Source organism: Acinetobacter sp. TY1, from assembly GCF_048551395.1.
In the GTDB taxonomy this organism is placed as follows: domain Bacteria; phylum Pseudomonadota; class Gammaproteobacteria; order Pseudomonadales; family Moraxellaceae; genus Acinetobacter.
The window spans coordinates 135,658-153,997 of the sequence record NZ_JBLYZK010000006.1 but is presented as its reverse complement, the minus strand read 5'-3'; the positions used below and the strand labels follow the sequence as shown (position 1 = coordinate 153,997).

Genomic DNA, 18,340 nt, shown 5'->3' with positions numbered 1-18,340 from the left:
TCAGGGTGAAGTGTGTCTAATCAACAGGGTTTTCGGTCTCTAAGCACTTTTTAAAGGGAACATCATCGACTCAAATCACTATTTGCAACAGTGCCGGCTCAAGATATCGTACTTATCGTTGGTCGTCGTGCAGATGTGGTATCCATTTCTAATAAAATTGGACCAGAGCTACAGTCATCAAGCGGTATGGAACTTGTCATGGACACCATAGATGTTGTGCTTAAAAATCCACAGTACGCAAAACGTACATTGGGAGATATTAAAGCATCTACATCTAAATTATTGAAACAAGGTGTTTTTATTACAGGAATTAAACGTGGTGGAGATCCAATTCCATTAACGGATGACACTGAAGTTTTTCTTGGTGATGTCATTACTGCTTATGGTGCTGAACAAGATATTAAACGTTTTATTAAAGAGGGAGGAACACCAGTTCCTGAATCTATAAAAACAGATTGGGTATTCCATGGTTTTGGTCTCGTGCTTGGTTTACTCATCGGTTTAATTGTTGTTCGTGTATCTGGTGTTCCAATTACGTTGGGAGCTGGCGGTGGTGCTTTATTATCGGGCTTATTATTTGGTTGGTTGAGAACTCGTCATCAGACCATGGGAAATATGCCACCAGCAGCCTCTCAGTTATTAAAGGATTTGGGTTTAGCAGGCTTCGTTGCTGCTGTTGGACTTCAATCTGGGTTACAAGCAATTCAGACAATTAAAGAAAGTGGTTTAACACTATTTATGATTGGCGTTGTTGTAACGATTGTGCCACTCATACTTTCAATGTTCTTTGCACGTTTTGTTCTCAAATATGACAACGTTGCTATTTTGGCGGGTGCTCTATCGGGTGCAAGAAGTGCCAATCCAGCATTTGGTGGTGTTCTAGATAAAGCTGGAAATAGCATTCCAACTGTTCCTTTTGCAATTACTTACGCCTTAGCAAATGTATTTCTAACATTATTAGGACCATTTGTTGTCGCCTTGGTTTAATTATTTTAAAGATATAAACAATAATTCTGGAGATTAAGATGTCAAATGTAGATTATTCAAAATATGCAAAATTAAGCCCATTTGAATTAAAAGATAATTTAATTGAACTTGCTCAAAGTCGAACAGATCGAATGATGCTAAATGCAGGGCGCGGTAATCCTAATTTTCTAGCAACTTTACCACGCCGTGCTTTTTTCCAACTTGGATTATTTGCAACGACAGAGTCTGAATTTTCATTTTCATTTATGCCTGAAGGTGTAGGTGGCTTTCCTCGTATACAAGGGCTGAGCTCACGTTTTGATCATTTTATTTTGGAAAATCGTGATAAGCCAGGTGTTGTATTTCTAGGTAAAGCGATTTCATATATACGTGATCAGCTTGGGATTGACCCTGACGCATTTTTGTTAGAGATGGTTGAAGGGATTTTAGGTTGTAACTATCCTGTACCTGATCGTATGCTTCGGTTAAGTGAGCAGGTTGTTAAGGAATATATCGTACGTGAAATGGGTGTCACTAATTTAGGTATTGATGCTTTTGATCTTTTTGCAGTTGAAGGTGGTACGGCTGCAATGGCATATATCTTTAACTCTTTAAAAGAGAATAAGATTCTTAACTCTGGTGATAAAATTGCCATTGGTACACCTATCTTTACCCCTTATCTTGAAATTCCAGAGTTAAATGATTACCAATTAGAACAAGTACATATACAGGCAGATCCAGATCTAGATTGGCAATATCCTGAAGCTGAACTGAGAAAATTAGAAGATCCATCTATTAAGGCATTTTTTTTAGTTAATCCTAGTAATCCACCTTCAGTAAAAATATGTGATGAAAGTTTAGAAATTATTGCCGATATTGTGAAAAAACGTCCTGATCTAATTATTTTGACTGACGATGTTTATGGTACTTTTGCAGAAAATTTTAGATCACTTTTTGCAATTTGCCCAAATAATACGATTTTGGTTTATTCATTCTCAAAATATTTTGGTGCGACAGGATGGCGTTTAGGGGTGATTGCACTTGCCCAAGACAATATTTTAGATCAAAAAATTGCTAACTTATCTGATGCACATAAAGCTGAATTGGCACAACGTTACTCATCGTTAACCACCAATCCATCTCAGATTAAATTGATTGATCGTATGGTTGCCGATAGTCGTACAGTTGCATTAAATCATACAGCAGGTTTATCAACGCCTCAGCAAGTGCAAATGGTCTTATTTGCTTTATTCAATATGATGGACTCTCGTCAGCAATATAAGAAAGCATTGAAATCGGTCATTAAAGATCGAGATCATGCTTTATACCGTCAATTAGGTGTCACATATAATGATAATGTGAATGCTGTAAATTATTACACTTTGATTGATTTAGATAAAACTTGCCGAGCACTTTATGGCGATGAGTTTGCCAATTGGGTACAGAAAGTGAAAAACCCAACAGACTTACTATTTAATATCGCTGATGAAACAGGAATTGTGCTTTTACCAGGCAGAGGCTTTGGCGTTCCAAAGGCATCTGCTCGTGCTTCTTTGGCAAATTTAAATGAATTCCAATATGCATCCATTGGTAAAGCATTGAATAAATTTGCTGAAGAGTACTATAACGAGTATTTAATTGAAAAAAATAAGTAAGCTTTCTTAATAAAAAAACCACTCAATTGAGTGGTTTTTTTATTATAAATGGTCACGTTTGACGGAGTCAGAAAGACTAAAAATAAGAATCTATTACAAGTGATTATTTTACATGTAGTTTATTAAACAACTGCTGACTCATCGTATTCATGGTCTGTGGAATTGCAAGGGCAGCCACGAAACGGTCAGGGCGTAGAATTGCAATCGCTTGATCTGTTTTACCAAACCATGTACGGATTTCTGTGCCTGCATCGCCAATGGTAATGACATTCTCAAAAGTTTTACGCTTGTCATTGCTCAATTGAACTGCAGGAATCACTTGAATAAACTTCACACCTAAAGACTGCCATTTTTTCATGTTTGCTTCGTTGATGCCCCATTTTGGATCGACACCCCACGCAATAACCGCAAAGTCATTACCAAGCACTTCATCGAGTAAAACAGTCTGACCATTTTCAAGCTGAATATTTGGCTGAATAAACATTTTTCCCACAGGGGAATCTTTACGTGTGTCTTGCACTAAAGCGCCATCGTTATATTTTGGCATGGGTTTAAAACGCATTTCCAATAAATATTGTTTAATTGGCTTAATGTAATTCAATGCATAGGCAATACCATCACGCACAAAACCATGCCATTTTTTTGGAGGTGCAAGCACATGACCTGCCATGACCGAAAGGTCAATCATTGCTTGGGCATGGTCTTTACGCTCAATTTGATAAGTGTCTAACAAGTTAGCACCCGCTTTACCTTGAACCACTAAAGCGACTTTCCATGCAAGATTAAAAGCATCACGCATGCCACTGTTATACCCTTGACCTTGCCATACAGGCATGATGTGTGCTGCATCACCTGCAAGTAAAATACGGTCTACGCGGAATTTATCGGCAATACGTGCATTGTGCGTATAAACACGCTGACGAATTACTTCAATTCCATCTGTTGTTGGTAATACTTTAGAGAGTAATTTTGCGATATTTTCAGGTTTACTCAGTTCTTCCTGAGTTTCACCGGGCATCACCATAAATTCAAAACGGCGAATACCATGCGGTAACGCTGCTGATACATATGGGCGTACAGGGTCACAGCAGAGGTAAATATGCGGGGTTGCTAATGGATCATTTTCAATATCAATTACGATCCATTGGTTTGGTGCCGTTTTACCATCGAAACCGATATTTAAAGTACGACGGACAACAGAATTACCCCCATCACATGCAATTAAATATTTTGCATGAATGGTTTCTTGAGTTTGATCTTTGCTATGAATTTTAAGAGTTACACCATTGGCATCTTGGCTGAACTCTTCCAAAGTCCGTGCAAATAAAACTTGCGTGTGTTCGTATTGTTTTAAACCTTGCAATAACACGCTGTCGACTTGTGGCTGAATAAATGCATTACGGCGAGAGAAACCAAATTCACGAGTTAGCGGTTGAATGTCGGCAAAACAATGACCTTTAGGCGTTAAAAAACGCATTGCATGGTTCGGTGTTGTATGCGGTAAAACTTGATCGACAAGTCCGAGTGATTGAATGGTTCGCAAAGATTCATCATCAATACCAATGGCGCGAGGGTAGTCAATTAAGCTATCGAGCTGTTCTACGATTGTGACCTGTACACCTTGTTTGCTCAAATAGTTGGCGATGGTCAGACCAACAGGACCAGCGCCGATGATTGCCACTTCTGTGGTGTATTCAATTGGTTTTTTGCTCACAAGGAATATCCATTCAATTCACTATATAATGCTATTAACGATGAATACGTTAGTCTAAACAAGCTATGCCATAGTTGATATATTGCATATAAAAATCTATGTGATCATGATAGATTTATATCAATTTTTTGTTTTATATAGATTTTTTAAAAATTATTAAATATCGAAAATGAATATCACGATTTATTTTGACTATGATCAATTGTATTTTTAAATCAGAAAAACTTGAAATGAGTAGCATTTTTTGCTGAGTTATCAAAATAGAGGAAAAATCTAAAAATAAAATAGCGACTCCCAACACAAATACGCAATGACAGATACAGCAGATCGATCATTGCGTATTTTTCTAAATATGCTTAATCACAAAATTGAAAATATTTCATCTTATTTATGAGAAGAGCGATCGACTTCAGCGCTTGCACTTGCATCTGTTTCAGTTGGTGAGGGTTGCTCAGTAGGGGTTTCCGTTGTTCCTGCTTCATCAGGTAATTCTTGAGTAGATACGATGACTTTTTCTTCAGCAGGTGGTGTAGTGGGTGCTGCAAAAGCCGTGGCAGCAGTGAAAGCGAATGTGGTTACAAGAAGAGTTTGAATAAGTTTCATTGTGGCATCCTTATAGATTTTGCAAAAGCGATAACAAACGTCATTGTTGTTATCTATGGTTTATAGCAGTCTGCCGCTAACTCTGGAGGCATTGCATTGGAGGCAATATCGTCAGCAGCTTGACTACGGAAATCATGCTAAAGCCTGAAAGCAGGTAGGACAACCTTGACAACAAAGTAAAACAGTTTGGGTAACGTGAGAAAAACAAAGTGGACTTTTATGTTTTGCTTATGTAAAAAAAACGGTTCAATGCCATTTTAAAATGTATATAAATATATTTTTTCGCATAAAAAATAATCAATATTTTTACTGAGGATGTACAAAATAAGGAGATTCTTAAGTAAATATGCGGAATTTATAATCGTTGATACACGTTTTTTGATTCTTTTATTGAAAAGAATTCTTTAAAGCGCTTTGCATAGACAGGAGATTGACTTAAATTTGGCTAAAATATGAAACCAATTTCGAGCCTAATTTTTAATGATGTTAAGTAAGCATAACGTGAAATAGCTCAGATGATTGATAGATCAATAGCCACACAATCTTTTACTCTTGATGCCAAGAGCGAAATGAATCGGGAGTTAATGCATTTGAAAATTCTGCAACCATCGCAAGTGAAAACACACATTATTTCGGGTTTTCTCGGTGCAGGAAAAACCACACTCCTACAAAAGTTATTGGCACAGAAACCTGAACATGAAGTTTGGGCTGTGCTGATGAATGAGTTTGGGCAGATTGGAGTCGATCAGCAACTTTTACCGCAGGGTGATGGTTATGAGGTCAAAGAGTTGTTAGGGGGATGTTTGTGCTGTACAGGTCAGTTGCCGATGCAAATAGCACTCTCTCGTTTGATTCAAGAGAAAAATCCAGATCGTTTATTTATTGAACCTACAGGCTTGGGACATCCTGCTCAATTGTTAGAACAACTGACTGAACCGCAATGGCATGCCCAAATTGATATGCGCGCGTTGGTTACGGTCGTAGATGGTTCACGTTTGCATGATGAAAAATGGGGGAATCACAACTTATATCAAGATCAATTAAAAGCAGCGCAAATTGTAGTGATCTCACATGCCGATGTAATGACGGAAATTGATCAGTCGGCATTGTTAAAACTTAAAGATGAATATTTAGCCTATTCACAAACATGGCTTCCCGCTGTGAAAGGTGATCTGTTACTGAGCCAAATTGATTTACCGTATGTGGGTCTAGAACGTAAAATTCAGCCCTTAATTCAAATTCAAAAACAGTTACCCGCAAATGAACCTTTGCCTGAAATTCGCCAATTGCCTTATCACTACATAGAAAGTTCACAGGATTATACTGTTGCAGGTTGGAAGTTTTCTAAACGTTGGCAGTTTGATTTTTATGATCTTTTAGATGTGTTATGTGAGCAACAAGATTGGCTACGTATTAAAGGAATTTTTCATACCAATCAGGGCTGGATGAATTTCAACTTTAATCCACAAGATCTCAACTATAAATCGGGTGAAGAGGGTATTGATAATCGGATTGAAATCATTACGCAAACCGACCGTGATTGGTCGAATTTTGAAAGTGCAGTGTTGAACTGTCGAATTGATCAAGTTGAAAAACCTCAGTAATTCTCTGCAAAATCTTATAGACTGTGCGCCATATTTAGAACTTCATTTTTTGGATTTTTCATGGCGTTAAAAGCAACAATTTATAAGGTGGATTTGAATATTGCCAATATGGATGTTCATCAATATGGCGATTTTCAATTTACTATGGCACTGCATCCATCTGAAACCATTGAACGTTTGATGGTTCGTGTGTTGGCTTATGCACGCTTTGCTGAAGAGCGTCTTGAATTTACCAAAGATTTGTTTGAGACAGATGAGCCTGCATTGTGGGAAAAAGACCTTACAGGGCAGTTGGTGAAATGGATCGAAGTCGGTTTACCTGATGAAGATAAAGTTAAAAAAGCTGCTGCGCGTTGTAAAGATGTTGCCGTGATTGCCTATGGTTCTGCAGTTGCAGAATGGTACAAACGTAGTTCTAAGTTAAAAACATTGAAAAATGTTCAAGTTTGGCAATTATCTGAACAAACCACAGCCGATATTCAGCAATTATGTCAACGTACTATGCAGTTACAACTGAATGTTATGGATGGTGAATGGACATTGATTGGCGACAATGCACAAGCGGTTATTGAGTGGACACAATTGCAATAATTTATAATGGTATATCAATAACTCAAAGTTAATCGAACAAAAATGCAGGCAAAATCGCTTGCATTTTTGTTTTGAAACTCAGTATATCTAATCAGACAACAATCATAATATTGATCAGATATGAATCTTGAACTTTATCAATTATTACTAGCACTCATGATTGGTGCCATTATTGGCACAGAGCGAGAGTATCGTAGTAAATCTGCTGGCTTAAGAACCATGATTATGGTTAGTCTAGCCTCCTGTTTATTTACCATGCTTTCGCTACGTATTGGGGTAGAAAATCCAGATAGACTTGCAGCAAATATTTTAACAGGACTTGGTTTCTTGGGCGCAGGTGTGATCTTTAAAGATGATAATCGAATTTCAGGCATTACCACTGCAACAACTATTTGGATGGTTGCAGCACTAGGCATGGCAGTTGGGGCAGGCTATTTTTTCTTAAGTTTAATCGGCACAGGACTGGTGCTGATTGTCTTGATATTCTTGGTGTATATTCAAGAGGAAATAGATGAATTTCATCAGGCACGCAATTATAGAATTTTATGTATCTATAAAGAAGAAACGCTAGATAAATATGAAAAAATATTTTCTGATAACAAATTAAAAATTATTCGTGGTGGGCAAAATAAAACTGAACAAAATATTATTGGGCATTGGGTTTTAATTGGATCAGCACAAAACCATCAAAAACTCACACAATACTTATTGAATGATACTGAGATTAAAGAGCTGAGTTTTTGATATTAGATTGGAATATAAGCAGAAAAGTGGAAACCGCAATTATAAGAATATGCGTATAATTATGCACAATAGGTTTTACAGGATTATCATCATTTTTGTCAGGCGTGTACTGAACAATAGATGAAATTTCGTTTTTATATTTGATGGATTGAGTGAAAAATGACGACTGAATTAGAAATTATTGATTTAAAAGTAGGTGAAGGAAAAGAAGCAGTAAAAGGTGCTTTAATTACGACGCACTATACAGGTTGGTTGGAAGATGGCACAAAGTTTGATTCTTCAATTGATCGAGGGAGTTACTTTGAAACTGTGATTGGCACAGGGCGTGTGATCAAGGGGTGGGATCAAGGGATTATGGGCATGAAAGTGGGTGGTAAACGTAAATTGATCGTGCCGTCACACTTGGCGTATGGTGAACGTAAAATGGGTAAAATTATTCCTGCCAATTCAAATCTTACTTTTGAAATTGAATTATTTGATGTAAAAACACGGGATTAAGACTTTGCACTTTTTGCAGTAAAAAATTGTAGAGTTTTGTATTAAAAAGCCCTTGAACTAAAATAAATTCGAGGGCTTTTTAATGGTTTACTAAAAAAGAAACATAATTCATTTAGCTTGAAAATGACTTTATTGTTCGATTTATTGTGAAAATATGAGGGAACTACATCAAATATGTAAGTTTTGTCTAAATATTAATCATAAAGACACATATCTAAACATACAATAACCTCATAAAGTGATAAAACGCATCTGCAATAAATAATTCAATTCTGAATTATTTTAAGATTATTTTCAGCTTCATTCTTTTAAATCAGCAATATAAGTATCTGATCAGATCCGTTCACCGTAAATTTGCGTACAAATTTATTGTGTGCCTACGCATTTTTGACCCGATTAACAATGATGACCGAGTAAATTGACCTCATGCAAATTCGTTATTTATCCCCAGCAATGGTTTTATGTGCAATGCTTGGCTGTAGTGTTTCAGGTCTAGCATTGGCGGAAGATCAGCCGAGTGAAGCTGTCATAGAGCAAGATAATTTACCACCTGCTGATTTAAATACCTTAACAATTATTGGTTATCACGAAATTACGGCGGAGAAAAACGCCGTGATTCCCGATTATGCGGTGAGTACGAAGCAATTTGAGTTGCATCTCGATTGGTTGCAAAAAAATGGCTACCACTTTATTTCAGTGACTCAATTGATCAAAGCCAATGAAGGCAAAGCTAAACTGCCTACTAAACCCGTATTATTAACCGTAGATGATGGTTACCAATCTTTTTACCAATATGCTTATCCAATTATTAAACGCAGAAAAATTCCTGTAGTGATGTCGGTGGTTGGATCTTGGCTTGAAACCAAAGCCAATACGCCCGTACAGTTTGGTGATGATCAACTCGCACGAGATAAATTGCTCAGTTGGGATGAGCTGAAAACTATGCAGAACAGTGGTTTAGTTGAAATTGGTAGCCACAGTTATAATTTGCATAAAGGTATATTGGGTAATCCTCAAGGTAATTCTGAACCTGCCGCAACCACACGTGAATACAATCCAAAAAATAAAAGCTATGAAACAGATAAACAGTACGCAGATCGTATTTTAAGTGACTTGAAAAAGAACAATCAGGTACTTAAAGCACATGGTTTAAAACAGCCACGTGTGATGGTGTGGCCTTATGGTCGTTACAATATGCAAACGGTTGAATTGGCTAAAAAAGCAGGTATGCCTGTGACCATTAGTTTGGATGATGGCCCCGATCATATTGAGAAATCCTTGGGACATTTGAATCGTATTTTGATTGAAGGCGGTATGAGTACCGATGCTTTGGCACAAGAAATTCAAAGCCGTCAAATGAGTTTGGGAGATAACAACCGTCCTCAAAAAATCATGCATGTCGATCTCGATTATATTTATGATCCTGATGAAAAACAGCAAGAGAAAAATCTAGGACATCTGCTTGATCGTATTCGAGACATGAATGTCAATACGGTGTATTTGCAGGCGTTTTCTGACCCCGATGCCAACGGTTCTGCGGATATGGTGTATTTCCCAAATCGATACTTACCTATGCGTGCAGATTTATTTAATCGTGTCTCTTGGCAAATTCAAACCCGTACACAAGTCGGGCGTGTGTATGCATGGATGCCATTACTTGCTTGGGAATTGCCCGAAAAAAATCCTGTTTCTAAGGACTTAGTTGTTACACAGCAGGCACATGCAGGTGATCATCTCAATATGGGCTATCACCGCTTAAGTCCATATTCTGCTGAAGCACGTCAAACGATTGAAGGGATTTATCAAGATTTGGCAAAATCGGCAACTTTCGATGGGATCTTATTCCATGACGATGCAACCTTGTCGGATTATGAAGATGCAAGTCCCGATGCGATGAAAGCTTATGCATCTATTGGTTTAACTGAAAGTTTAGAAGATATCCGTAAAAATGATGCATTATTGCAAAAATGGACGGCCTATAAAACGACAACTATTGATGATTTTGCTCAAGATTTGGCACAGAAAGTTCGCTATTGGCAGCCATTTTTACTAACAGCACGTAATTTGTATGCTCAAGTTGCATTGTCACCATATTCAGAAAATTGGTATGCACAGTCGTTAGAACAGTCAATACAAAAGTATGATTTTACAGCGATTATGGCAATGCCTTATATGGAACAAGCACCTGATACAAATAAGTTCTATCAAGATTTGGTCAATCGTGTCAAAAAGTATCCTAATGGTATGAAAAAAACAGTGTTTGAGTTACAGGCTGTCAATTGGCGTACCAATGAAAAAGTACCGACAGAAGAAATGGCGAGTACGATAAAATCGTTGTATCAACAAGGTGTTATGCATGTAGGTTATTATCCCGATGACCCAATTCAAGATCACCCCGATACAACACAAATGCGTCAGGTATTCGATTTGAAATCTTCTCGACTTGTACCTTGAGGATAGACGATGAGCACTTTTCAGCATCTATGGCAGACCATTCTAAATTTTATTTTTTATTATCCATTATTTATGTCGTATTTGTGGATGATTGGTGCACTGATTTTTTATTGGAAAGAGCGTAAAGAGCCCCCATTTCAACAACCAGTTGCTTTAACTGCATATCCATTGGTTGCGGTGCTTGTCCCTTGTTTTAATGAACAAGACAATGCTGTGGAAACGATTAGTCATGCACTACAATTAAATTATCCAAATTTTGAAGTGATTGCGATTAATGATGGAAGCTCAGATCGTACTGCCGAGATATTAAATGCACTAACACTTCAGCATGACAAATTACGTGTGGTGCATTTGGCAGAAAACCAAGGTAAAGCAATGGCATTGCAAGCGGGTAGTTTACTGACAGATGCTGAATTTCTGATCGGGATTGATGGTGATGCATTACTTGATCCTTTTGCTGCACAGTGGATGATTCGTCACTTTCTTGAAAATCCAACTGTTGCTGCGGTAACAGGTAATCCTCGAATTCGTACACGTTCAACGTTACTTGGACGCATTCAAGTCGGTGAATTTTCATCTATTGTTGGGATGATTAAGCGTGCGCAACGAACCTTTGGGCGTTTGTTTACCGTATCAGGTGTGATTACTGCATTTCGTAAAAGTGCCGTGCATGAAGTGGGTTATTGGTCACCCAATATGCTAACTGAAGATATTGATATTACGTGGAAACTATATCGAGCAGGCTGGGATATTCGCTTTGAACCGAATGCTTTGGTCTGGATTCTCATGCCTGAAACATTGAATGGTTTATGGAAACAACGTCTGCGTTGGGCAATGGGTGGGGCACAGGTTTTATTGAAAAATATTGATGTGTTGTTTAAACCTAAATTGAATTATTTATGGCCATTAATTATTGAATTGATTTTGACTTTAGTTTGGTCATATTTGATGTTAACTATGCTCATTTTATGGATTTTGCATTTCATTTTACCGTTCGCAGGCTTTCCTGAAATCAGTTCACCATTGTTACCTATGGGAACAGGTATATTGCTTGGTACAACCTGTTTATTGCAGTTTGCGATGAGTAAGTGGATGGATAGCCGTTACGAAGCAGGTTTGGCACGAAATTATTATTGGATGATTTGGTATCCATTTGTATTTTGGCTCATTACAGTAAGCGCGAGTATAATTGCCTTTCCAAAAGTATTATTCCGTAAAGATGGAACGCGAGCACGTTGGGTCAGTCCTGACCGTGGATTGCGTAATGACGACTAAAGAACATGATACACAACTGGAATCTGACCCTGTAAAACCTGAGTCATCTAGTTCAACAGAGGCGAATATGAAAACTGAATCTTTGATTATTGATGTACGTGGTCAACTACCATGGCATCGTCGCTACTTCACCACAACCATGACAGCGATGTTATGGGCAGGTTGGTTATTGCTTTGGCGACCATTGGTTATTGGGATTGGATATCTCTCGATTCAAAAACCGCATCTGGTGCATTATTTTTTTAGTACCTTTGCCCAAGTACTTGAAAATGGCTTTTTTGCACTGATTGCCTGTGCCGTTTCCTTGTGGTTGTGGAGTAACTTTGTACCTGCAAAAACTAAAAAAGAAGCAGAAACCAAAAGCACAGCGCAGTATGCGAGTTATTTCAACTTAGATATCGATGCTTTAATGCAAGCACGTCAGCAAAAAATTGCTACGGTTCATCATAATGCTGAAGGACGAATTACTAAAATTCAGTAATCGTTATTTTGAAAATGCTGAAAAATGACAGCGATTAGGTTTGAAGAGTTTAGAGAGTAAAAAAGTACATGACAGCTAAAATTAATGCAGCAGAGAGTATTCGGGGGCTTGCGTGTTTAGCTGTAGTATTTTCTCATCTCGCAATGAGTTTTTTTCCTTTTTTACACCATTTTGATCCAACAGAAACTACCGATTTAAATTGGGTGTATCAAGTTCATCATTTACCACTAGGTTTTTTATATTCGGGTGATGCAGCCGTTTTTGTCTTTTTTGTACTGAGCGGTTATGTGCTTAGTTATGCGATCTTAAAAAAACCTGAACAGTTTCAGAGTCGTTTAAAAAATATGATGGTTAAGCGTTATCCACGCTTAATGATTCCCGCACTGACCTCTTGTTTAATTATTTGGGCGACATTATCAATAATTGATATCGATAGTCGACATGTAGGTTTGTGGCTACAAGCCTTTGCTCAACAAGATTTTAGCTTTAAAACAGCATTATATGAAGGCACAATCGGCGCATTCTTATTTTCGGATAGTAATATTAATTGGGTACTGTGGACTATGACCATTGAGTTGATGGGGTCATTTGTACTGTTTTTTTTACTGGTACTTTACCAGTGGAAACACGGTGTATTTTGGCTCGGTTCAGTGTTGGTACTCGTACTCGCTTATATGTGGCGTGGACAAGGCTTTTGTATGGGAATTGCAAGCTTTGTGATAGGCATTTATATTTATTTATATGCTAAACAACTGTCTGCCTGTTTCGCAGTTTTACTGTTAATTTTAGGTTTGTATTTAGCAGGTGCACATAATACGAGCCAGGCTTATTCGTGGTTATATGCGCTGTGGGGTGAACATACTTATGATTTTAGTAATTTTCTTGCAGGGCCAATCATTGTTTATAGTGTATTGATGAGTCCATTGCTGTCAAAAGGGCTTGATCGTCCGATTTTAGTTTGGTTGGGAAAACTATCATTTTCGATTTATTTGATACACTTGTTAATGCTAACGTTGGTGTGTATTCCTTTGTTTAATTTGTTTTTAAAATGGCACTGGAGTTATTCACAGTCTGCGATTTGTTCGGGTGTATTGGCAATATTAGCAACACTTGTTGTTGCAGATATTTATAGTCGTTATATTGATCAATTTGCAATTAATATCAGTCAAAAAATAGCGATTAAAATTCTTAAATAACTGAATATATTGGGTAATGATGCTCAGTATTTCCTTGTTGGCAAAAAATATGCTAATTTTATAATCGAAGTGTTGGTATTGACTTTAAAATACCAACTCTCAAGTTATCTTATTCTCTGCATGAGAATATTTGACTCAATCTATATAACGATAAAGACCTTAGATTGAGTTCGTTAAATGATTAATGTTTTAAACAGCACTAAGAACAAAAATAGATGTATTTTATTTAATTGAATCCATAGAGGTTTAGTCGTATGAAGACATTATTGATACTGATTGTAATAGTCGTAGCACTCTATGTTTTATGGACTTTATGGGACAGTTTAATTAAAAATAAAATTAAGAATAAACAGCATTCAATCTTTGATCTGCATCAAAAAAATATATCAAAAAATTTTGAAGAGCGACAAGATGAAGAAGATTTACCTGAAAAATCAAAGCAGATTAAACAGCATTTAGACCAAGAACGTTTGAATATCACAATGACGAAACAACAGGCAGACGATCAGCAAAATGGCTCAGTACAGATGAGTACTGTGATGGATGATGTTAATCAAGAAGATCAACGCTTATTTGATGATGCGGCACAATTATTTTTTCAACAAGCCTTGAAAGTCAGGGATATCAATCAGGCAGGGGAAATTCAACAAAAATGGCTGAATAAAATGCCACACAGTACCCAAAGCCAATCGGGAGGTTTTGATTTTGGCGAATGGGCAATTTATTGGCATTACCATGATCAATCGCTTGAATATTATGTTGGGCGCTACGGTATTTTCTATGCGCATGTCGATCATGAAGGGCGAGAACACAAACTTGAGTTTCGCCAATCGAGTACATAATGTTTTTTAAATTTAGATACTCAGCATCTGATCAAATTGATCTAGCATCTTTTGCCAAATTTGCTCAGAACCCTTTCTAAAATATCCCATATGACCAATTGTCTTGAGCCCATAGTCTTTTGCTGAAATATCAATGTAGTGCATTGGGGCTTGACGATAATGTTGCATAAATGAATCACGAGATTGAGGAAGTGCCCAATCATCATCAAGTGCAGCTACGGCAAAAATGGGTGTTTTAACTTCGGCATAACGTTGATGAAGATCTTGTTGCTGAGGATCTGCAAAGAAATACGTTGGATTTTTACACCATTTACGCCACTGCTGATACACGCCCTTGGGTAAATCTGCACCCATGTTCAATTTACTCCAAGGTAAATAACCTTTAATGGCAACCATCGGTGGAAATACAATATTCCAAATGACCTGAACTTTAACTCGTTCTTTAAATGGCATAAAACCATGCCAGCCTGCACCTGTGCCATAGCAATACATTGCACTGACTTTATGATGATTTCTCGTTAATCCTAAAGCTTGACCACCATAAGAATGTCCGACCATAAATAAAGGAAGATTATCGCTTTTGAGACGATCAATTGCTCCAGTTAAATCATGCTCTCCCCAATCGAGATAAGACATTTGAAAGTTTTTCAGCTGCTTTGGTGCAGATAAATAAATACCACGATAATCAAAGGTCAGAACCTCAAAACCTTGAGCAGCCGAAAATTCAGCAAAGCGACGATAAAATGGTTGGGGTACACCTGTTGCGCATGCCACAACAATACGTGCTTTGACAGTTTTCGGTGTATAGAGTATTCCAGTCAGCATATAGCCATCATGGGCTAAAAAGTCGATGGTGGTACTTTCAAAAGCAGTTTGTGTTGTATTTAGCTGTATTTTATTTAACTGTGTTTGTGGCATATTCATACAAAATTCCTTGTATTACTGATGTGAAGAACAGTCAATTTACTTTTGCTTAGGTTGAATAGAATGGCAATGACGTAAGCTCTAATTATTTTCCTTTAAATTCAGGTGTACGACGTTGCAGCATTGCCATAACACCTTCTTGCGCATCTTCAGATTTTAGTAATGGTGTTAATAGGCTTTGTAAGTTTGCAAAAGCAGCTTCAGGGTTTTGTAGGAATGCTTGATGTGCAGAGTGTAAGGCTGCCTGTACTGCAAGTGGGGCTGCACTTGCGACGCGTTCAGCCAGTTCTAAAGCACGTGCGAGAGGGTCGTTATTGATCTCTGTGATGAGGTTCATGGTATAAGCATCTTGAGCATTGAAAAGATCACCTGTGAGAATGTATTTCATGGCTTTTGCCCAACCTGCTGCTTGTACAAAGCGTACTGTTGCACCACCAAAAGGCAATATGCCACGTTGTACTTCTATTTGAGTAAATTGAGTATTTTCATGCGCGACAACCATGTCGGAATTCAGCATCAATTCGATACCTGCGGTATAGCAATAACCTTGTACAGCTGTAATTAAAGGTTTGGTTCGTTGGCGACCGACTGTACCCCAAGGATTAACGGTTTCATCTGAAAAATTAAACACACCTTCTGCAAGTTTAGGTTGTAATTCGACTAAATCGAGCCCTGCGGTAAAATGCTCACCATGTGCAAAGATTACTGCACAGCGTAGTTCAGCATTATTTTCATACTCAGTTAACGCTAGTGCAAGGTCATGGATCATATGACTATCAAAAGCATTGCGCTTATCTGCGCGATCAAGTCCAATTAAATAGATGTGACTTTGAATTTCACGGCTGACTTTGCCTTGATTGGTAGTTGTAGTATTTGGCATTGTATGACTCATTATTTTAATGTGTTTGATCTATTTTTAAGCGATGATAGCGTAATGGTCAAGTCAACAAATTGACTACTGAGGTTATATAGGTTCTAAAATAGAACTCACTTGCAATCATTCAGTTTTTTTTCATAATACAGACATTCAAAAATATGTAGTTAGTCTTATGTCCCCACTTGAAATTATCTCCGTTATTATTAGTGTTATTGGTGTGACATTAACAATTAAAAGAAACATGTGGTGTTGGCTGTTTAATTTTCTTGCCTATTGTTTATATGCATGGCTGTTTTATGAATTTAAGCTTTATGGTGAAACTATTTTACAATGCTTCTTTATGGTGATGAATTTTTACGGTTTTTATCATTGGATGAAAGGGAAGCAAGAGAGTCATGAAATACGTATTGAGCCGATTGCTCCGAAATTGGTCATTTTACAAATGAGTATGGCGGCTGTAGGAGGTTTGTTATTTGGACTTTCTTTACATTATTTTACCGATGCCGCATTACCAATGCTCGATTCACAACTTGCCGCTTTTAGTCTATTGGCAACCTATTGGACTAGTCGAAAACATATTGCAACTTGGGTACTGTGGGTCTTTGTTGATATTATTTATGTGGGTATGTTCTTGTTTAAAGATTTATATCTAACTGCTACGCTTTATGCAGCACTTGTCGGTTTGGCAGCATTTGGTTGGTGGCAATGGACGCAGGTTAAAAATAAACAAACTCAGTGTAGTTTTACGGGAATATCCTAAAATGGAATAACCATTCCGACTAAAGTTAAGCGTTAAAATTTTGGTCAGATTGTGGTTTTTAAGAATTTGATTCATATTGGAGTCGTTTGAGATGTTACTCGATTTACAATTATATAAATTTGATGTATTGGTGAGAAAATTGATTTCTACACCCGAAGACTATATTCAATTTGAATCAGTTTCTGATTTTTATAAAGCATCTTGGCTCAATAATTTTCCTCAAGGAACAATGTGGACAGTTTCAGGTTTAGATGATGGAGCAGAGGAATTTTGTATTCTCATTACGTATAAAAATCATAATTTGATGATTGATGTTGCTGACAAAATTCAGATTTATCGAAGTGTAGTTTCTGAAAAATTAACAAAAAATGAATGTAGTTCGTTATGCGTCAGTCATAAATAATACGTGACATCTGCTACTTTTTTGATTTAAATGAATAAACAAGCTACTGAGTTAAATACTAATTTTTGTTTCAATGATTGAATGAAAATTTTCAGCAGTCATAAATTTATCTAAAAGAACAATGAAAGGATTCAAAATGGCACATAAATTTAGTATTCAAACCACCATTCAAGGCATCACCCTTGAAGACTTCAAACGGCTTTCGGCAAATACAGCATTACATGAAGCCGTATGTCGTCGTATTCCTGGAGAAAAGTTGGATATTCTTGAATCGCAAATTACGGGTGACATTTATACTATGCGCCGTGCGTATAACTTAGATGTCAATATTCCAGATATTGCCAAAAAATTATTGAAAGATGCCTTCCGTTTAAAACGAACAGATATAACGAATTTAGCTGCCATGACCTCCACAGTTGAATTAGGTGCAAACCTTCCTTTAGAGGCAAGGTGTGAGCGTTCGGTAACAGGTGATCAGCATCAGATAAAATTACAAATTGATTGGCAGGTAAAGGTGAAAGTACCACTAATTGGAGGTTTGCTTGAAAAGCATGCCGAAGGTGAAATTCGTAAATTTACAGATTTAGAACTCGAAATTATTGAAGATGAATTAAAGAAAAATTTATAAAAATTAAAATAATACTATTCATCCATCAACGTTATGGATGAATAGTAAATAATAAAAAAAAGTAAAATTAGTATCAAATTCCTTATTTTATGTATAAAAAATATTTAACCATCTGATTTAAAAAT

The 18,340-nt window shown here is 37.0% G+C and carries 17 protein-coding genes and 1 pseudogene; 14 read left to right on the top strand and 4 right to left on the bottom strand.

Annotated features, from left to right (window positions below; translation table 11 throughout):
• Window positions 1–87: 87 nt before the first annotated feature.
• Window positions 88–987 (top strand): annotated as a pseudogene (locus ACK2M2_RS06065) (TrkA C-terminal domain-containing protein); the annotation flags it as partial.
• Between the two features lie 38 nt (window positions 988–1,025).
• Window positions 1,026–2,621 carry a bifunctional aspartate transaminase/aspartate 4-decarboxylase gene (locus ACK2M2_RS06060; RefSeq protein WP_419346635.1) on the top strand — a complete coding sequence of 532 codons (1,596 nt, stop codon included), beginning with the start codon at window positions 1,026–1,028 and terminating at the stop codon, window positions 2,619–2,621.
• A gap of 103 nt (window positions 2,622–2,724) precedes the next feature.
• Here the strand turns inward: ACK2M2_RS06060 and ACK2M2_RS06055 are convergent, their stop codons facing one another.
• A complete protein-coding gene (locus ACK2M2_RS06055; RefSeq protein WP_419346633.1) occupies window positions 2,725–4,335 on the bottom strand; it encodes a bifunctional 3-(3-hydroxy-phenyl)propionate/3-hydroxycinnamic acid hydroxylase in 1,611 nt (536 codons plus the stop codon).
• A 384-nt stretch (window positions 4,336–4,719) separates the two neighbouring features.
• Window positions 4,720–4,938, bottom strand: coding sequence for a hypothetical protein (locus tag ACK2M2_RS06050; RefSeq protein WP_409512816.1), 219 nt, complete (start codon window positions 4,936–4,938; stop codon window positions 4,720–4,722).
• Between the two features lie 590 nt (window positions 4,939–5,528).
• On the opposite strand from ACK2M2_RS06050, the gene ACK2M2_RS06045 reads away from it, so the two are divergent.
• The 9 genes from ACK2M2_RS06045 (at window position 5,529) to ACK2M2_RS06005 (ending at window position 14,623) form a co-directional block, all read left to right on the top strand.
• Window positions 5,529–6,542, top strand: coding sequence for a CobW family GTP-binding protein (locus ACK2M2_RS06045; RefSeq protein ID WP_419346630.1), 1,014 nt, complete (start codon window positions 5,529–5,531; stop codon window positions 6,540–6,542).
• A 60-nt stretch (window positions 6,543–6,602) separates the two neighbouring features.
• Window positions 6,603–7,133: a YaeQ family protein gene (locus tag ACK2M2_RS06040; RefSeq protein ID WP_409512818.1), complete on the top strand. Its 531-nt coding sequence runs from the start codon at window positions 6,603–6,605 to the stop codon at window positions 7,131–7,133.
• Between the two features lie 120 nt (window positions 7,134–7,253).
• Window positions 7,254–7,877 (top strand): MgtC/SapB family protein, encoded by a 624-nt coding sequence (locus ACK2M2_RS06035; RefSeq protein WP_419346627.1) that lies wholly within the window; start codon window positions 7,254–7,256, stop codon window positions 7,875–7,877.
• Between the two features lie 159 nt (window positions 7,878–8,036).
• Window positions 8,037–8,375, top strand: a complete 339-nt coding sequence (locus ACK2M2_RS06030) for an FKBP-type peptidyl-prolyl cis-trans isomerase (protein WP_409511333.1) — start codon at window positions 8,037–8,039, stop codon at window positions 8,373–8,375.
• A gap of 426 nt (window positions 8,376–8,801) precedes the next feature.
• Complete coding sequence (pgaB, locus tag ACK2M2_RS06025) at window positions 8,802–10,829, top strand: poly-beta-1,6-N-acetyl-D-glucosamine N-deacetylase PgaB (RefSeq protein WP_419346624.1); 2,028 nt, start codon at window positions 8,802–8,804, stop codon at window positions 10,827–10,829.
• Window positions 10,830–10,838: 9 nt separating this feature from the next.
• Complete coding sequence (pgaC, locus tag ACK2M2_RS06020; protein ID WP_419346621.1) at window positions 10,839–12,104, top strand: poly-beta-1,6-N-acetyl-D-glucosamine synthase; 1,266 nt, start codon at window positions 10,839–10,841, stop codon at window positions 12,102–12,104.
• A gap of 67 nt (window positions 12,105–12,171) precedes the next feature.
• Window positions 12,172–12,585 carry a poly-beta-1,6-N-acetyl-D-glucosamine biosynthesis protein PgaD gene (gene pgaD, locus ACK2M2_RS06015; RefSeq protein ID WP_409511340.1) on the top strand — a complete coding sequence of 138 codons (414 nt, stop codon included), beginning with the start codon at window positions 12,172–12,174 and terminating at the stop codon, window positions 12,583–12,585.
• A 68-nt stretch (window positions 12,586–12,653) separates the two neighbouring features.
• Window positions 12,654–13,781 carry an acyltransferase family protein gene (locus ACK2M2_RS06010; RefSeq protein WP_419346618.1) on the top strand — a complete coding sequence of 376 codons (1,128 nt, stop codon included), beginning with the start codon at window positions 12,654–12,656 and terminating at the stop codon, window positions 13,779–13,781.
• Between the two features lie 254 nt (window positions 13,782–14,035).
• Window positions 14,036–14,623 (top strand): hypothetical protein, encoded by a 588-nt coding sequence (locus ACK2M2_RS06005; RefSeq protein WP_419346616.1) that lies wholly within the window; start codon window positions 14,036–14,038, stop codon window positions 14,621–14,623.
• Window positions 14,624–14,635: 12 nt separating this feature from the next.
• On the opposite strand, the gene ACK2M2_RS06000 is transcribed toward ACK2M2_RS06005, so the two are convergent.
• Complete coding sequence (locus tag ACK2M2_RS06000) at window positions 14,636–15,541, bottom strand: alpha/beta fold hydrolase (RefSeq protein ID WP_419346647.1); 906 nt, start codon at window positions 15,539–15,541, stop codon at window positions 14,636–14,638.
• Between the two features lie 91 nt (window positions 15,542–15,632).
• Window positions 15,633–16,427, bottom strand: a complete 795-nt coding sequence (locus ACK2M2_RS05995) for a crotonase/enoyl-CoA hydratase family protein (protein WP_419346614.1) — start codon at window positions 16,425–16,427, stop codon at window positions 15,633–15,635.
• A gap of 169 nt (window positions 16,428–16,596) precedes the next feature.
• On the opposite strand from ACK2M2_RS05995, the gene pnuC reads away from it, so the two are divergent.
• The 3 genes from pnuC to ACK2M2_RS05980 all read left to right on the top strand — a co-directional run bounded on the left by pnuC (window position 16,597) and on the right by ACK2M2_RS05980 (window position 18,215).
• Window positions 16,597–17,184, top strand: coding sequence for a nicotinamide riboside transporter PnuC (gene pnuC / locus ACK2M2_RS05990; protein WP_419346611.1), 588 nt, complete (start codon window positions 16,597–16,599; stop codon window positions 17,182–17,184).
• Between the two features lie 91 nt (window positions 17,185–17,275).
• Complete coding sequence (locus ACK2M2_RS05985; RefSeq protein WP_419346608.1) at window positions 17,276–17,587, top strand: hypothetical protein; 312 nt, start codon at window positions 17,276–17,278, stop codon at window positions 17,585–17,587.
• Window positions 17,588–17,723: 136 nt separating this feature from the next.
• Window positions 17,724–18,215, top strand: coding sequence for a DUF2505 family protein (locus tag ACK2M2_RS05980; protein ID WP_409511325.1), 492 nt, complete (start codon window positions 17,724–17,726; stop codon window positions 18,213–18,215).
• Window positions 18,216–18,340: the final 125 nt, after the last annotated feature.

Bases quoted from the DNA above. Each gene is read 5' to 3' on its own strand.
- ACK2M2_RS06060 (WP_419346635.1), top strand. From the start codon at position 1,026: ATGTCAAATGTAGATTATTCAAAATATGCAAAATTAAGCCCATTTGAA.
- ACK2M2_RS06050 (WP_409512816.1), bottom strand. From the start codon at position 4,938: ATGAAACTTATTCAAACTCTTCTTGTAACCACATTCGCTTTCACTGCT.
- ACK2M2_RS06040 (WP_409512818.1), top strand. From the start codon at position 6,603: ATGGCGTTAAAAGCAACAATTTATAAGGTGGATTTGAATATTGCCAAT.
- ACK2M2_RS06035 (WP_419346627.1), top strand. From the start codon at position 7,254: ATGAATCTTGAACTTTATCAATTATTACTAGCACTCATGATTGGTGCC.
- ACK2M2_RS06030 (WP_409511333.1), top strand. From the start codon at position 8,037: ATGACGACTGAATTAGAAATTATTGATTTAAAAGTAGGTGAAGGAAAA.
- pgaB (WP_419346624.1), top strand. From the start codon at position 8,802: ATGCAAATTCGTTATTTATCCCCAGCAATGGTTTTATGTGCAATGCTT.
- pgaC (WP_419346621.1), top strand. From the start codon at position 10,839: ATGAGCACTTTTCAGCATCTATGGCAGACCATTCTAAATTTTATTTTT.
- pgaD (WP_409511340.1), top strand. From the start codon at position 12,172: ATGAAAACTGAATCTTTGATTATTGATGTACGTGGTCAACTACCATGG.
- ACK2M2_RS06010 (WP_419346618.1), top strand. From the start codon at position 12,654: ATGACAGCTAAAATTAATGCAGCAGAGAGTATTCGGGGGCTTGCGTGT.
- ACK2M2_RS06005 (WP_419346616.1), top strand. From the start codon at position 14,036: ATGAAGACATTATTGATACTGATTGTAATAGTCGTAGCACTCTATGTT.
- ACK2M2_RS06000 (WP_419346647.1), bottom strand. From the start codon at position 15,541: ATGCCACAAACACAGTTAAATAAAATACAGCTAAATACAACACAAACT.
- ACK2M2_RS05995 (WP_419346614.1), bottom strand. From the start codon at position 16,427: ATGCCAAATACTACAACTACCAATCAAGGCAAAGTCAGCCGTGAAATT.
- pnuC (WP_419346611.1), top strand. From the start codon at position 16,597: ATGTCCCCACTTGAAATTATCTCCGTTATTATTAGTGTTATTGGTGTG.
- ACK2M2_RS05985 (WP_419346608.1), top strand. From the start codon at position 17,276: ATGTTACTCGATTTACAATTATATAAATTTGATGTATTGGTGAGAAAA.
- ACK2M2_RS05980 (WP_409511325.1), top strand. From the start codon at position 17,724: ATGGCACATAAATTTAGTATTCAAACCACCATTCAAGGCATCACCCTT.